Annotated in this window: 16 protein-coding genes; 8 read left to right on the top strand and 8 right to left on the bottom strand. The window is 45.0% G+C overall.

Annotated elements, in window-relative coordinates:
- The first annotated feature begins 58 nt into the window (after positions 1 to 58).
- Positions 59 to 1,132, top strand: a complete 1,074-nt coding sequence (locus EHO59_RS01185) for a lipoprotein LipL41 (protein WP_135583962.1) — start codon at positions 59 to 61, stop codon at positions 1,130 to 1,132.
- Positions 1,133 to 1,205: 73 nt separating this feature from the next.
- Here EHO59_RS01185 and ftsZ read toward each other — a convergent pair whose 3' ends face one another.
- From ftsZ to EHO59_RS01170, 3 genes are read right to left on the bottom strand one after another with little or no spacing between them, the layout of a single operon-like run.
- On the bottom strand, positions 1,206 to 2,387 hold the full coding sequence (gene ftsZ, locus EHO59_RS01180; RefSeq protein WP_135583959.1) for a cell division protein FtsZ: 1,182 nt from the start codon (positions 2,385 to 2,387) through the stop codon (positions 1,206 to 1,208).
- 10 nt (positions 2,388 to 2,397) lie between these two features.
- Positions 2,398 to 3,624 (bottom strand): cell division protein FtsA, encoded by a 1,227-nt coding sequence (gene ftsA / locus EHO59_RS01175; protein WP_135583957.1) that lies wholly within the window; start codon positions 3,622 to 3,624, stop codon positions 2,398 to 2,400.
- A gap of 4 nt (positions 3,625 to 3,628) precedes the next feature.
- On the bottom strand, positions 3,629 to 4,372 hold the full coding sequence (locus EHO59_RS01170) for a cell division protein FtsQ/DivIB (protein ID WP_135583955.1): 744 nt from the start codon (positions 4,370 to 4,372) through the stop codon (positions 3,629 to 3,631).
- A gap of 135 nt (positions 4,373 to 4,507) precedes the next feature.
- Between EHO59_RS01170 and EHO59_RS01165 the strand changes: the two genes are divergently transcribed.
- The 7 genes from EHO59_RS01165 (at position 4,508) to kdsB (ending at position 9,636) form a co-directional block, all read left to right on the top strand.
- Positions 4,508 to 5,311, top strand: a complete 804-nt coding sequence (locus tag EHO59_RS01165; protein ID WP_135583953.1) for an MlaD family protein — start codon at positions 4,508 to 4,510, stop codon at positions 5,309 to 5,311.
- Positions 5,312 to 5,387: 76 nt separating this feature from the next.
- The gene (locus EHO59_RS01160) at positions 5,388 to 6,491 is read left to right on the top strand and encodes a glycosyltransferase (protein ID WP_167882043.1); all 1,104 of its coding nucleotides are present in this window, start codon (positions 5,388 to 5,390) and stop codon (positions 6,489 to 6,491) included.
- Positions 6,488 to 6,712: a flagellar FlbD family protein gene (locus tag EHO59_RS01155; RefSeq protein ID WP_135583949.1), complete on the top strand. Its 225-nt coding sequence runs from the start codon at positions 6,488 to 6,490 to the stop codon at positions 6,710 to 6,712. Before EHO59_RS01160 ends, EHO59_RS01155 begins: the two co-directional genes overlap by 4 nt.
- Positions 6,713 to 6,718: 6 nt before the next feature.
- Positions 6,719 to 7,501: a motility protein A gene (locus EHO59_RS01150; protein ID WP_135583947.1), complete on the top strand. Its 783-nt coding sequence runs from the start codon at positions 6,719 to 6,721 to the stop codon at positions 7,499 to 7,501.
- A 21-nt stretch (positions 7,502 to 7,522) separates the two neighbouring features.
- On the top strand, positions 7,523 to 8,350 hold the full coding sequence (gene motB, locus EHO59_RS01145) for a flagellar motor protein MotB (protein ID WP_135583945.1): 828 nt from the start codon (positions 7,523 to 7,525) through the stop codon (positions 8,348 to 8,350).
- A 21-nt stretch (positions 8,351 to 8,371) separates the two neighbouring features.
- Positions 8,372 to 8,896 (top strand): flagellar basal body-associated FliL family protein, encoded by a 525-nt coding sequence (locus EHO59_RS01140; RefSeq protein ID WP_135583943.1) that lies wholly within the window; start codon positions 8,372 to 8,374, stop codon positions 8,894 to 8,896.
- The gene (kdsB, locus tag EHO59_RS01135) at positions 8,896 to 9,636 is read left to right on the top strand and encodes a 3-deoxy-manno-octulosonate cytidylyltransferase (protein ID WP_135583941.1); all 741 of its coding nucleotides are present in this window, start codon (positions 8,896 to 8,898) and stop codon (positions 9,634 to 9,636) included. Before EHO59_RS01140 ends, kdsB begins: the two co-directional genes overlap by 1 nt.
- Before the next feature lie 6 nt (positions 9,637 to 9,642).
- Here kdsB and EHO59_RS01130 read toward each other — a convergent pair whose 3' ends face one another.
- The 5 genes from EHO59_RS01130 to EHO59_RS01105 all read right to left on the bottom strand — a co-directional run bounded on the left by EHO59_RS01130 (position 9,643) and on the right by EHO59_RS01105 (position 13,331).
- Positions 9,643 to 9,981 carry an STAS domain-containing protein gene (locus EHO59_RS01130; protein WP_135583939.1) on the bottom strand — a complete coding sequence of 113 codons (339 nt, stop codon included), beginning with the start codon at positions 9,979 to 9,981 and terminating at the stop codon, positions 9,643 to 9,645.
- A gap of 425 nt (positions 9,982 to 10,406) precedes the next feature.
- Positions 10,407 to 10,820 (bottom strand): c-type cytochrome, encoded by a 414-nt coding sequence (locus EHO59_RS01120; protein WP_135583935.1) that lies wholly within the window; start codon positions 10,818 to 10,820, stop codon positions 10,407 to 10,409.
- A gap of 209 nt (positions 10,821 to 11,029) precedes the next feature.
- Entirely contained in the window at positions 11,030 to 11,386 is a 357-nt protein-coding gene (locus tag EHO59_RS01115; protein ID WP_135583933.1) for a Zn-ribbon domain-containing OB-fold protein, read from the bottom strand.
- A 2-nt stretch (positions 11,387 to 11,388) separates the two neighbouring features.
- On the bottom strand, positions 11,389 to 12,552 hold the full coding sequence (locus EHO59_RS01110) for a thiolase domain-containing protein (RefSeq protein ID WP_135583931.1): 1,164 nt from the start codon (positions 12,550 to 12,552) through the stop codon (positions 11,389 to 11,391).
- Positions 12,553 to 12,563: 11 nt separating this feature from the next.
- Entirely contained in the window at positions 12,564 to 13,331 is a 768-nt protein-coding gene (locus EHO59_RS01105; protein WP_135583929.1) for a glucose 1-dehydrogenase, read from the bottom strand.
- Positions 13,332 to 13,590: the final 259 nt, after the last annotated feature.

The raw sequence follows: 13,590 nt of genomic DNA, 5'->3' as shown, positions 1-13,590 counted from the left end.
AATTTCCGAATTTTCGCAAGAAAGGATAGAATTCGGAGCAAGGGAAGGTCGGATTTTTATGCGCCGAAATCTTTTATACGTATTTATCGCGGGATTTATCTATACATCCTGCCAGTCGGTGCGAGTAGAATACCCGTATTTTGCCCAAACAAAAGAAGGCAGGGAGCTTAGGATCTTCTTGAAAGGAGTGCGAAATGTAGGCCTCGCAGTAGAGCCTCCTAAATCCGATGTCTGGGCGGAGGATTATGACGTTAGTCGTTCCTTTCTTGCTGTAGTGCCTGACAAGATCTTCGAAGCATTCTCGAATGATTCTTATTTCAAATTGATAGATTTGAGTAAGAGGGCAGACGTTTTAAATGAGCAAACATTTACTCTGACTGGGATCACTCAGAATAGGATCCAAGTAGGCAATCTTCTAGGCGCTGAGGCGATATTGTATATCTCAGTAGCAAGACCGGCTTCCGAATGTACAATAGAGATGAGAGCTGATTATTGGGCTATGGGAGTTCAGGTTCTTCAGGTTGCCGCAGCCGCAAATCAAAGCAGAAGGCATCGTTCTTATGGTGGCGGTGGATATGGGGGACAGCAGGCACAACCTGTAATGAGGCCAACTGGAGTACGAAGGATCCTTTTACCGATTGAGGCAAGTCTTGTGAGAGTAGACACTGGAGAAACGAAGAAGGCAGTCATCACTAAACCGGTCGTAGTAGATAGCGGAGCGGGAGATACAAATTGTTCTGCTATGTTAGAATCTCTTTCGAAAGCGTTAGACGAAACTATTCCAGAGATAGAGGCGAGACTTTCTCCGCGAGTCAAAACGGAAAGCGTCTCTATCTTTACCAAGGATGAAGATCCGGAGATAGAGTCTTTTTTAACAGACGGATACGAGGAGATCAAGGGAGAGACTCCTAGCTTTCAAAGAGCAAAAGCAGCTTGGGAAAAGGCGGATCAAAAAGCAAAGGGTAAGTCCTGGGCAGCAAAAGCAAACTTGGCTACGTATTATTTTTCCCAAGGAGACTTTGAGAAGGCCAGTGAATTGTATGACCAAGCAGCAAAATTAGGTGGCCCGGAAGAATCTTATTTGATCGATCTCCGGAAATTAACCGCTTCCGCAGCAGAAGCGATCGAATAAGTCAGAAAGGCCTTAGTATCTTTAGGCCGACAGTCTTCAAAAAAGGATTCTATTTTTAGAATATAGGTCGGGGTTATCCTCGACCTTTTTCTCCTCTTCTCAAGAACGCAGGAATATCATAATCTTCCTTCATATTTGCAGAAGGATTCTTTGCCTTCAAGGCTCTATAGGTTTCTGCCTCGTTGATCCTTTCCGGTTCAGACTTAAAGTTTTGGTATTGCTCTTCCATCTCCATTCCGACTGCTTTTCTTTGAGGTTGGATCTGTTGTTTCGGACTAGAACTTAATCCGGAAGTACGTTTGTGGAATCCGGTTGCGATTACAGTAATGCGGATCCTCTTTTCTAATTCTTCGTCTTCTGTTAAACCGATGATAATATTCGCATTCGGATCTACTTGAGAAGTGATGATCTGAGATACTTCGTTCCAATCGGAAATGGTTAGATCGTTTCCGCCAGTCACATTGATCAATAGAGAAGTCGCTCCTGCGATAGAGCGAGAATCCAACAGAGCGTTGTCGATGGCGAAGTTCACTGCTTGAGAGACCTTGTTCTCGCCGGAACCTTCTCCCACTCCCATGACTGCGTCTCCTGTATCTCTCATGATCGCTTTGACATCCGCAAAGTCCACGTTGATGATCCCAGGATTATTTACGATATCGCTGATCCCTCTAACCGCATTTAATAGAATATCATCTATCACTCTAAATGCTTGATCGATAGGAGTATCTCTCTCTACAACTTGAAAGATAGACTCATTGTTTACTAAGATCAAAGTGTCCACGTGGGATCTTAGCTGATCGATTCCGCGTTTTGCGAATTCCATTCTTCTTTTTCCTTCGAAGGAGAATGGAATGGTGACCACACCTACTACTAAACATTTCTGTTCTTTGGCGATTTTTGCCACGATAGGAGCTGCACCTGTTCCGGTACCTCCTCCCATTCCTGCAGTAACGAAGACCATATCTGCGCCTTGGATTACGGAAGTGATTCTCTCTCTATCTTCTTCAGCTGCCTTTGCGCCTAAGTCCGGATCTCCTCCGGCGCCCATTCCTCTCGTAGTCTTGGAACCTAGGGCGATCTTGTTTTCTATATTAGAACGTCTTAATACTTGCTCGTCAGTATTCATGATGACGTATTCCACTCCTCTCAGACTGGAATTTGCCATTCTGGCGACTGCGTTCATTCCGCCTCCGCCGATACCTAATACTTTAATGACTGCAGGACTTGATTTATCTTCTTCTTCGAAACGCAGCATGATTCACTCCTTAGAGGTTTTCCTCTATCCATCTCCGGATTTTTTTACCCCAGGTTTCACTTCTATCCTGGGATTTTCTTTCCATATCCCCTAATCGAGATGCGTATTTAATAAGTCCAACTGCGGTTGCAAATTCAGGAGAAGAGACTCTGTCCGCTAATCCGGATAATCCCGCCGGGCGAGCTCTAGTTACCGTTAGACGAAATACGTCTTCTGCTAGGCTTTCTATTCCTTCCAAAAGACTTCCGCCTCCGGTTAGGATCACTCCTCCAGCCAAGAAGGATTTCTTTCCGGATTTGACTAGCTCGGCATCCACCATCTCGAAGATCTCTCTCATTCTCGGCTCGATCACATGCACTAATTCTTCTCTAAGAACGGAACGCGCCGGCCTTCCGCTGATGGGCGGGATCTCTACGGTCTCAGTGGGATCTATCTCTTCTAAGGAACAATGACCGTATCTCTTCTTCACTAATTCTGCAGTTTCAATCGTGGTCTTCAATCCGATAGAAAGATCGGAGGTAACATTATATCCTCCGAAAGGAATCACTGCAGAATAAGAGATCCCTCCGTCTATGTAAACGATCAGATCGCAGATGCCTGCGCCTATATCCAATACAGCAGTGCCTAGATCCTTTTCACCGGAAGTCAAAACTGCATCAGAAGAGGCCAAGCTAGAAAGCACTCTGGTCTCTTCTGCCAGGCCTGCGGCTTCAATACATTTTTCTAAATTATGAAGTGCTGTTATACCTGCGGTTACAATATGTACCTCAGCTTCTAAGCGGACACCTGTCATTCCGATCGGGTCCTTGATAGAAGACTGATCGTCCACAGCGAATTCTTTGGATAGAACATGAAGGATTTCCTGGTCTGCAGGAACTCTTACCGCTTGAGCTGCTTCTATCACTCGGACTACATCAGGCTCGGTGACCGCTCTATCTCGATTCGTGATTGCAACAACTCCTTTCGAGTTGTCAGCCTTAACCGATTTGCCGGTTACATTCACCACAACGTAACCGATCTCTTGTCCGCACATGAGTTCCGCTTCGCTAACAGCTTCTATGATAGAGCGAGTGGTTGCTTCTATATTGACTATGGAACCGTTCTTGATCCCGGAAGAAGGAAAGACCCCTGTGCCTATGATCTCTGTTTCGTATTCGGAGACTGGACGTCCCACCACCACTTTTGTAAGGGAGGATCCTAAATCCAGAGCTACGATTGTTCTTTCTGAAGATTCCATATTCTTAATGGTAGACCGCGTCTTCTCCTCGTATATCCACGAGTTTGGGTCTGACTCTTTCTTTTTCAAGATATGCTAATACAGCGTATAGCTTTCGAACCTGTTCGGTTTGGAATAAGGTTCCCACTTGAACGCTTACTGAGTTTGGAGTGTCTGCATATACAAAGATCTCTCCATCTTCATGAAGGGAAACTTCTGAGATCCGATTTTTTAATGCAGGATAAGAACGAAATGCATTCTCTACGGAAGTGTGAAGGTCTTTGAAAGCGGCTCCCGCCATAGATCCTTTTTCTCTGGGGAAGGTTCCGGAAAGCAAAGTCAGGCCGGGAGTTCGGACATCATCCATGGAAAGGATCTTTAGTTCTGAATCTATTTCGAAAAGATGACCGTCTGAGTTCACGATATACGTAGGTTTTCTTTCCGTGATCTCTACCAATAACTGATCGTCGGTTTTTTTTTCCAGATGAGCGGCTTTGATTCTGGGATGAGAGGTCAGTCGGTGTTCCATTTGGCTCAGGTCGTAATTTTCGAAGGAGGTCCCCGGTTGGATTCCCATGATCTGAACTATTTCTTCGGTCTTGAGTGTCTCGTGTCCGGTCAGTATGAGCTTATTCAGCTCCTGGGGGAGAGATCCTCTCCGAACCCCCCATCCTAGCATACTGGCTAAAAGAAAGAGGAAGGCCAGAAGCCACCAACTCGTTCTTTTTTGAACGGATTCTTTCAAAAAGTCAATTATATTATGTCTCATGATGCCCTATATAGGGTTTTTTCTTCTTTCTATTTAAGTCTATCGGGAATTTGACCTTACTACTGTTCAATTTTCTTAAGAACCTAGGTTTTAGTTGATACGAATCGGGAGGAAGTGTATCTAAGAGTAGAAAGCATGAAGTTTCCGATCCCTTCTCCATTGCATCTAGGCATTGCCTTTTTCTGCGCCTTCTTCTTTCTTCTCTATCATTCTGTGATCGAGAGATCAGGATCGGAAGAGGACTATCCCTTTACTTTAAAGATTTATTATCCAAAGTCCCAGGGTATTCGGCCTGGAACTCCAGTCAGCATCTTGGGAGTGGAAAGAGGGATTGTAAGAGATGTGGACGTGGTTTCGATCGAAGAGGTCCCGGACAAACGATTCTTGGACAAGAATCGGACCAAGGCGGTTGAGCTTACGATCAGACTCGCCGAGCCGATCACTCTCTATTCGAATTATAATATTAGCTTTAAGACTGCATCCTTGCTAGCGGGTCGTACCATAGATATCGATCCTGGAAACGCAGAAGAAAATCCGAAGACTACATTCTTTAGACCCACCTACAAGGAAGAAGAAGGATTTCGTCCGGATTTCGCGCCTTCTGCCAGATACTATGATGATTTCTTTGCGGCTTCCACAGGTGTGATCCGGGAGAATCGGAATGATATCATTCTTCTATTCCAAAACATGGATGAGATCACGTACAAGTTAAAAGGAAACAGAGGCTCTATTCCTAGATTTATCAATGACGCGGATACCTATGATAATCTATCCGAGACTGTTTCGGATCTGAGAGTATTCGGAGACGATGCCAGAAGATATGTAGAAGGTTATAGAAAAATAGAGCGCAGTGCTCCGATTCCTTTCTCAATCAACCTGTATCGCAGAACGACCCTGATCGGAAACGTTTCCAGCGATTTCTACCTGAACCGACTCTAAGAAGTAAGTCTTTTCCCAGCTTCTCCTTTCGGAAAAGGCGGGGACAAACCAGGCAGTCCTGCCGATCCTAGCATTTATGAAAGTCGCAGTGATTCATGATTGGTTGAACGGAATGAGAGGAGGAGAAGTAGTCCTCGATTCTATTCTGAAAGTCTATCCGGAGGCAGATCTATTTACTCTATTTTATGAAAAGGGAAAGTTAAACGATAGAATAGAGAATCGAAAGATCGTAACTGCGTTCACCGATAGACTTCCTTTCAAATCCAAATACCGTTGGTATCTTCCTCTTTTTCCGACTGCGATAGAATCCTTGGACCTACGAGGATATGATCTTATTCTTTCTTCTTCTCATTGCGTAGCAAAGGGAGTCATCCCGGATCCAGATGCAATTCATATCAGTTATGTACATTCTCCCATGAGATATGTCTGGGATCTTTACTATGATTATTTTCCGAATCGAAGCGGATTGAAATTCTTCGCATTCGAAGCGGTTTCGAATTATCTCAGAACCTGGGATTCTGTTTCTGCAAATCGTGTGGATGAGTTTCTTTGCAACTCCGCATTTGTATCTCGCAGAATCCAAAAATTTTATAGAAGGAACGCAAAGGTAGTCTTCCCCCCTTGCTTGCCACAAGGCTTTAAGGTTCAGTCTTCTAAAAAAGAAAACTTCGATCTTATCGTTTCCGCATTTGCTCCTTATAAGAGGATAGACTTAGCGATCGAAGCATATCGCAAGAACGGAAGACCTCTGAAGATCTTAGGAAGCGGTCAGGAATATAAGAAATTAGTAAAAAATCTTCCTTCTAATGTGGAGATCCTTCCTCATAGACCTAGAAAAGAAGTAGAAGAGTATCTTTCCAAGGCCAAGACCTTTATCTTTCCTGGAATGGAAGATTTTGGGATCGCGCCGGTAGAAGCGCAAGGGCATTGTACTCCTGTGGTGGCATTTGCCAAGGGAGGAGCCCTCGAAACTGTGGTATCCGGCAAGACTGGGATCTTCTTCCAAGAGCAGACAGTGGACTCTTTGAATGAGGCCTTGGCCCAAGCGGATCGCAAAGATTGGAAATCTAAGGATTTTCAGGCCTCTGTAAACCGGTTTACGGAGGAAAAATTCATCATCCAAATCCGCAATACGGTCGAGACTATTAAAAAGAACTCTCACGGGAGGAGAGGCGGTTGATTACCTTACACCGATTGAAAGGGACGGAATTCGTTCTAAACGCCTCTCATATAGAATGTATCGAAGCGAATCCGGATACTACGATCACTCTGTCTAACGATAGAAAATATGTAGTTCAGGAAAGTATACCCCAGGTAATCGAAAAGATTATCGAGTTCAAAAAGCGCGTGTTGGTGTTTCCATTGGGTTCCGCGCCGGATCAATTTAAGAGGGCAGATTAAGCGATCATGGATATAGCAACAATCATCGGTTTTGGTTCTGCAGTAACGGTCTTCATTTTCGGGATTCTCTCCGCGGGTTTGAATCCCTTGGATATTGTGGATATTCCCTCCATCTTGATTACCTTCGGGGGAGCAACCGCTTGTACGGTAATGGCGGTCCCTTGGCAAAATACATTGGACCTGGGCAAGGTAACACGTAAGGCATTTCGCGAAGAAAAAAGCGATTTGATCGGACTCATTAAGACACTCGTTTCCTTCTCCGAGAAAGCAAGGAGAGAAGGACTACTCGCGTTAGAAGATGACGTGAACGAACTTCCGGAGGAATTCCTAAGAAAGGGAATTACTCTCGTGGTGGACGGAACAGATCCTGAGCTTGTTCGAAACATCATGGAAACGGAGATGAGTAATATTTCCTCTCGCCACAGTGCAGGAAAAGCATGGTGGGAAAACTGGGGAGCTCTCGCTCCCGCATTCGGGATGATCGGGACTCTGATCGGTCTCGTGCAGATGTTGAAGAACCTTGGATCCGGAGACGCGAGTGCGATCGGAACAGGGATGGCGGCTGCGTTGATTACCACACTGTACGGATCCATGGGTGCGAACATGGTCGCGATCCCGATCATGAAGAAGCTCATGCGTAAATCCGAAGACGAACTATTAGTAAGACAGATCATGATCGAAGGAACTCTTTCCATTCAGTCAGGAGATAACCCTCGTATTGTTAAGGATAAGCTCGCAAGTTATCTTCCTCCGGGAGAACGCGGAGTGCTCAAGGACGAGAACGATTAATTGAGGTTTTGGTAGAAGGTCATGGCTCAACAAAAATGTCCAGAATGTATCCAGAATATTCCCGAGTACATGCTTACGTACGGGGACATGGTGACCCTTCTTCTTTGCTTCTTCATCATGTTATATCGTACTGGTAAGACGAATGCGATCGAGATGCAGATCATTCTCTCCGCGTTCAAGACTACCACAGGTTTCTTTGATGGAGGCCAAACTCTTTCTAAAGGAAAGTTAGAAGAGATGGGAATGAATATAGAAAGTCTTCCTTCCATGACTACTGGGAAGGCTCTCTCTAAGTCCAAGAAAACTGCTACTGAATTATTCAAGCCTGAGATCGAAGCAGGAAAAGTAAGAGTCACCGAGGACGAAAGAGGTCTTGTGATCAGTCTTGTCGGTGCCGATTATTTTAATCCAGGGTCCGCGATCTTGCAGGAACCGATCAAGGGAACATTGAAAAAGGCCAGCGGACTCATCAAAGGACTCGAAAGATTCGTGAGGGTAGAAGGTCACTGCGACGCGGATGCTGTCTTGCCCGGAGCCAATCCGAATCGGGAAGAAAGAACGTATTTGAATAACTGGGATCTTGCAGGAGCCCGAGCGATCAACTCCACCGATTATATAGTGGGAGTAGGTAAATTGGATCCAAGTTGGTTCCAAGCAGTGAGCTTTGGATCTTATAGACCTTTGGTCGTAGAGAATCAAGGAACGCCCGAAGCAAAGGCATTCAATAGAAGAATAGACATTGTAATCTTAACGGAAAAATCCACCAAACGTAGTGAATACGAATCGAATTTCGGCCTGCCTAAGAGCAGAGTCCCCGGTTCGGAATCTTCCACTGATAGTGGACTGTAGAAGAGGAAAAGGAGAATACCCATGGGTGATCCCGAAATAGACGAGGAAGAAGGCGGTTTACCCGCGGCGGATGCCGGCGCCGGCTCGTCTCCCCTTATCAAATGGCTGATATATATAGCCGGTGCCGTATTTGGAATTATCATAGTCGTACTTGTTTCCATGTTCGTTGCGAAACAGGCTGCGACTAGCACGTTCAGAGAAATGAAGAACGTTGCCTTGGTAAAACCTCCTCCGCCATTGATGACTTTCCAGTTTCAGGATGAATTTAGGATCAATACCGCAGACAAAGGAGAGACTCACTTCGTAAAGATGAAGTTGTCCTTCGGGGTCGCGAGAGACGATGCTAAGATCACTGCAGAACTTGCGGAACGTATCGCTCAGATGAGAGACTTGGTGAACCTGATCATAGGAAGAAAGACCAAGGACGATCTAATCGATGTAGAAGATCAATTGGATCTAAGAGAAGAGATCAAGGCTCAGATCAATCATATTCTCACAGACGGAAAGATCCAAGAAGTCTACTTCACAGAATTCATTGTGAATTGATGACGGGACCCAAAGTACTCGGGGTTATTCCCGCAAGATTCGGAAGTTCTCGATTTCCAGGCAAACCGCTTGCGATGATCGGGAACCTTCCTATGATCGCTTGGACATATAAGAATTCTCTAAAGTCTTCCTTATTGACAGAAGTAGTTGTCGCAACCGACGACGAAAGGATACGAAAAGCAGTTTTAGACAACGGCGGAAAAGTAGCCATGACTTCTCCCGATCACCCGTCCGGAACCGATCGCATCCGAGAAGTTGCACTTCAGTATCCTGACTTCGGAACCATTATCAATGTACAGGGAGACGAGCCAGGAATAGAATCCGAGCTCATCGATGGAGTCGCCAAACTCAAGTTAGATCGAAAGGACTGGGCAATGAGCACCGCTGCGGTTCTTTTAGAAGAGAAAGAGATCACGGATCCGAATCGGGTCAAGGTGGTAATGGACAAGAACGGAAGAGCATTGTACTTCTCTCGTTCCCCCTTGCCTAGCCAATTTAAAAAGACAGTTCCTGCATACAGACATCTTGGGATCTACGGATATGATAGGGATTTTCTATTTGGATATCCTGAACTTCCTCCCAGCCCTTTAGAAGAGTCCGAATCCTTAGAACAATTAAGAGCGATGGAAGCTGGTCATTCAATCGGAGTGTATATCGCCGCAAAGGCCGCGTTAAGCGTGGATACACCCGAAGATCTGGATATTGTAATAGAAGATTTTAAGAAGAAGGGACTGATCTAAGAATGATCAGCTAAGAGCTTCTTGCAGGGTGTTGTGGATCAGAACGAAATCCGTTAGGCCCACAATATCCATCACCTTGCGGAAATGATCGTTTAACCCTGCAAATTCGATCTTGGAAGAAGACTCACTTGCTTTTGTGATCAAACTGATCAATGTAGCAAGCCCCGCCGAATTAATGTAAGACGTTCCATGGAAATTCAATATGACTCGGCTTCTGCGTTGTTCAGGAACCGATTGGTATTTTCCAATGATCTCATCATCCGCCTCGGAAGTGATTTCACCCGAAATATGGATCACAGGAACGTTGGGTTCTAAATCCACGATTATTTTGAATTCGTCAGACATCTGCCTTATTTAGCACAAAAGACATTCCTTACTAAAGACAGTCAATCCCGTTTCTGACCGGAAAAGAGACTATCAGGTCCTAGAAATGCGTTTATTAAACGTAGTGCTCTAATTCCTCCGGAGAAAGTCTATCAAAGGTTTGGCCGCATTTGGAGCATTGAAACGAAACGGAAGTAGGTTTAGACGAGATCCCAAAGGAAATCAAAAACCAAGCCCATTTGCCATACGTTTTCACTTCTCTCATTAAGGGGGAATTACGGTCGGTCCCACAAGAATCGCAATGTGGTAGGGATGAAGAGGATTTATTCATCACGTTTACTAGCTTGAAGTGAGCCCATAAAACTTCCAGAAGAAAAGAGGGAATTTGGGGTTTTTGAAGGATGGATTTTTCCGAGAGCCCAAATTGGACTCTCGGAAATAAAAGATCAGTTTTGGTTCAAATATACTACGTACTTAGCTACGAGTTTTAATTTCTCTTCGCCCAAATACTTGAATGCAACCATCACTTGTGGATTTCCTGGAATACCATTGTTCAGGGTCTTGAGAACTCCTGCTTCGGTAGGACCATTTTTCCATTGGTTTGCTGGTGCTTTATAATTTCTAGGTTTTGGATTTAGGCTCGCAGCTGCAACACCGTCTCCGGCGCCTTTTTCACCGTGGCAGGAAGCGCAGTTTTGCACAAAGATTTCTTTTCCTTGTTCTAGTTCAGGACTCAATGCGGAAGAGGCTGCTGCAGGTGCTGCTTCTTCTTTCGGCTTTTCTTTATCTCCACAGTTCAAAACGAAGAGGAGGGAGAGGATGGAAACGGATAGGGAAATCAGGATTGCCCGAGTTTTCATGAATAACTCCTTTGTAATGATCCAATTTTTCTTTTTCAGAAAGAGAATGCAAAGGATTTTTTTGTCACGGTATTGTCCGGCAGTCCAAGCAAGGGATGAGAAAAGTCAAGAAATTGGAATAGATCCATCTTTTGTTAGAGATGATTCTTAGTATCGTTTGGATAGGAGAAGGGAAGATGCGGGGAAAGAACTTCCCCGCAGAAGGAACGTTATGCGGACTTGAATATGAATCCTGTTTTTTCTTCCGTTCTTAGGAATTGCACAGGCATATCGATCGCAACCGATTCAGTGATAGGTTTACCTTGGTATTCTCCTTCGATAAGTCCCATGGTCTTAGCACCTTCTTCCAATTCGATAACCGCTAAAACGTAAGGAGCTCTCGAAGCAAGATGGCCGAATCCTACATGAACCACTGTGTAAGTGTAGACCTTTCCCTTGCCGGAAAAAGTCTTTGGTTCCACATCTTCCGAACCGCAACTAGTGCAGGAAACGACAGGATCGGTAGCTTCGAATCCGCAAGATTTGCATTTCTTTCCAGTGAGTGCGTTTAATTCTGCAGTTTGCATTCTTATTCTCCTCTCTGTAAGATATGAACGATGCTGACAGCGCCTGGGCCGCCCAATACATGGGTCAGCGCAGTGCGAGCGTTTTCGACCTGACGCTTATCGGATTGTCCTCTCAATTGAAAGGTCATCTCTACGACTTGGCCGACTCCGGTAGCTCCTACTGGATGTCCTTTTGCTTTTAAGCCTCCTGAAGTATTTACAGGAAGTTTTCCGCCAAGGCGAGTGTGACCGTCTTTAGTAAACTGTCCGCCTTTTCCTTTTTCTACGAAGCCTAGATCTTCGATATTGATGATCTCGGTGATGGTAAAGCAGTCATGGCACTCTAGAACGTCTATGTCCTTTCTTTCTACGCCTGCCATCTTAAATGCTTCGGTCGCCGCTTGTACGGATGCAGGGAAGCTGACGGAATCCTTTTTAAGAGCTACGTTGAAATAGTCGCCTCCGATCCCGGAACCTTTCACGACAACGTAATCTTTTCTGAGGGACTTGGCTTTTTCTTTAGTAGTGATCACAACCGCAGCGGATGCGTCGGTCACCAAAGAAACATCATGAAAACCGAATGGAGTAGTAACCATTCTCGCTCTCATAATATTATTGAAGGAAATTTCCTTTTGCTTATGAGCGAAAGGATTCAGGCTTCCGTGATAGTAGTTTTTCTCTGCGACTGTTGCGAGCATTTCTTTGGTAGTTCCGAACTCATGCATGTGACGGATCGCATTCAAAGCAAACCCGGAAGGTCCGGAGATGCAATAGCCTCCTTCTACATCCTGGTCTTGGCCTCTTGCTACGATCTCCATGGTGGTTTCAGGATCCAGGCCGTTCATTTTTTCCACACCTAGAACAAGAACCGTATCATACAGACCGGAAGCAACTGCTAAGACTCCTTGGCGCATTGCGATCCCTCCGGATGCGCAGGCTCCTTCGGTGCGGATTGCAGGTTTGTCACCTAATCCTAGTAAGTTGGCTGCATAAGATCCCATTGTATTTTGAGCGTTGAATTCATTCCCCGCATAATTTCCAACATACACCGCTTGGATCTCTTTTCTATCGATTCCAGAATCCTTGATCGCTCCGTTACCTGCTTCGGTAACCAGGTCTCTGAGAGTTCTGTCTTTTAGATTTCCGTGGACCGTTTCATAGGCCCCTATGATTGCTACTTCTCTCATGATACTTCCTCTTACATTCCTATACCGGCGCCGCCATCCACACGGAGGAATACGCCGGTGATATAGGAAGCCTTGTCGGATAAAAAGAATTCTACTGCGTTAGCGATCTCTTGTTGAGTTCCAGGTCTCTTAAGAGGAATGAACATAGGATCTGTGAGTTTTTTCTGTACTTCTTCCGGAAGAGAAGCAGTCATGTCTGTTTGCACATAGCCAGGGCAAACTGCGTTAACGAGGACTCCTCTACCGGAGAATTCTCTTGCTGCCACTTTGGTTAATGCGATCACAGCCGCTTTAGAAGAAGAGTAGTTCGCCTGACCTGGCTGTCCGCTCAATCCAGAAAGAGAAGAGATGTTTACGATCCTTCCGGATGGAGCCTTCAGAAGAAGTTTGGAAGCATATTTGGTCATTAAGAAGACGCCTTTCGCGTTCACGTCCATTACGAAGTCGAATTCTTGCTCGGTCATTCTAATGAAAAGATTGTCTTTTAAGACTCCGGCGTTATTCACTAAGAAATCCAGTTTACCGAAAGTATCTTTTACAGAAGAGATGACTGCATCGCAATCGTCAGGCTTGGTTACGTTAGCGGCAACTCCTAGCGTTTTTACTCCGAATTCTTTAGCGATCTCTGCAGCTGCTTGCTCGATATGTTCCTTGTTCAAGTCGACTACAACGATGTCTCCACCGTCTTTTGCGATCGTATTTGCGATCGCTCTTCCTAAACCTCTGGGGGAAGCGGCTCCAGTTACTAATGCGACTTTGCCTTCAAATTGTTTTGCCATTGGATTCCTCTGATTTCCTTAAATATAAAACTTTAGATATTGCGAATCGATCGTCTAGGATCCGGTTCGCTTTAAGCAGAACGATTGTTCTGGTAAAAGATGGATCCAGTAGGCATTCCCGACAAGGAAAAATTCCCCCATATAACAGAGCACAAAACAGTGTTCGGCTATATTGAACAATTGTTCTCAATATAGCTTAGGGGAAGAATGTTGAGATTTGCATCCTGAGAAACCTGTATGTATCGGCAATTTTGCTTTT

The sequence above is a fragment of the Leptospira semungkisensis genome, from assembly GCF_004770055.1.
In the GTDB taxonomy this organism is placed as follows: Bacteria; Spirochaetota; Leptospiria; order Leptospirales; family Leptospiraceae; genus Leptospira_B; species Leptospira_B semungkisensis.
Note: the sequence above shows the minus strand (reverse complement) of the source record. Positions and strands in the feature narration are given on the sequence as shown.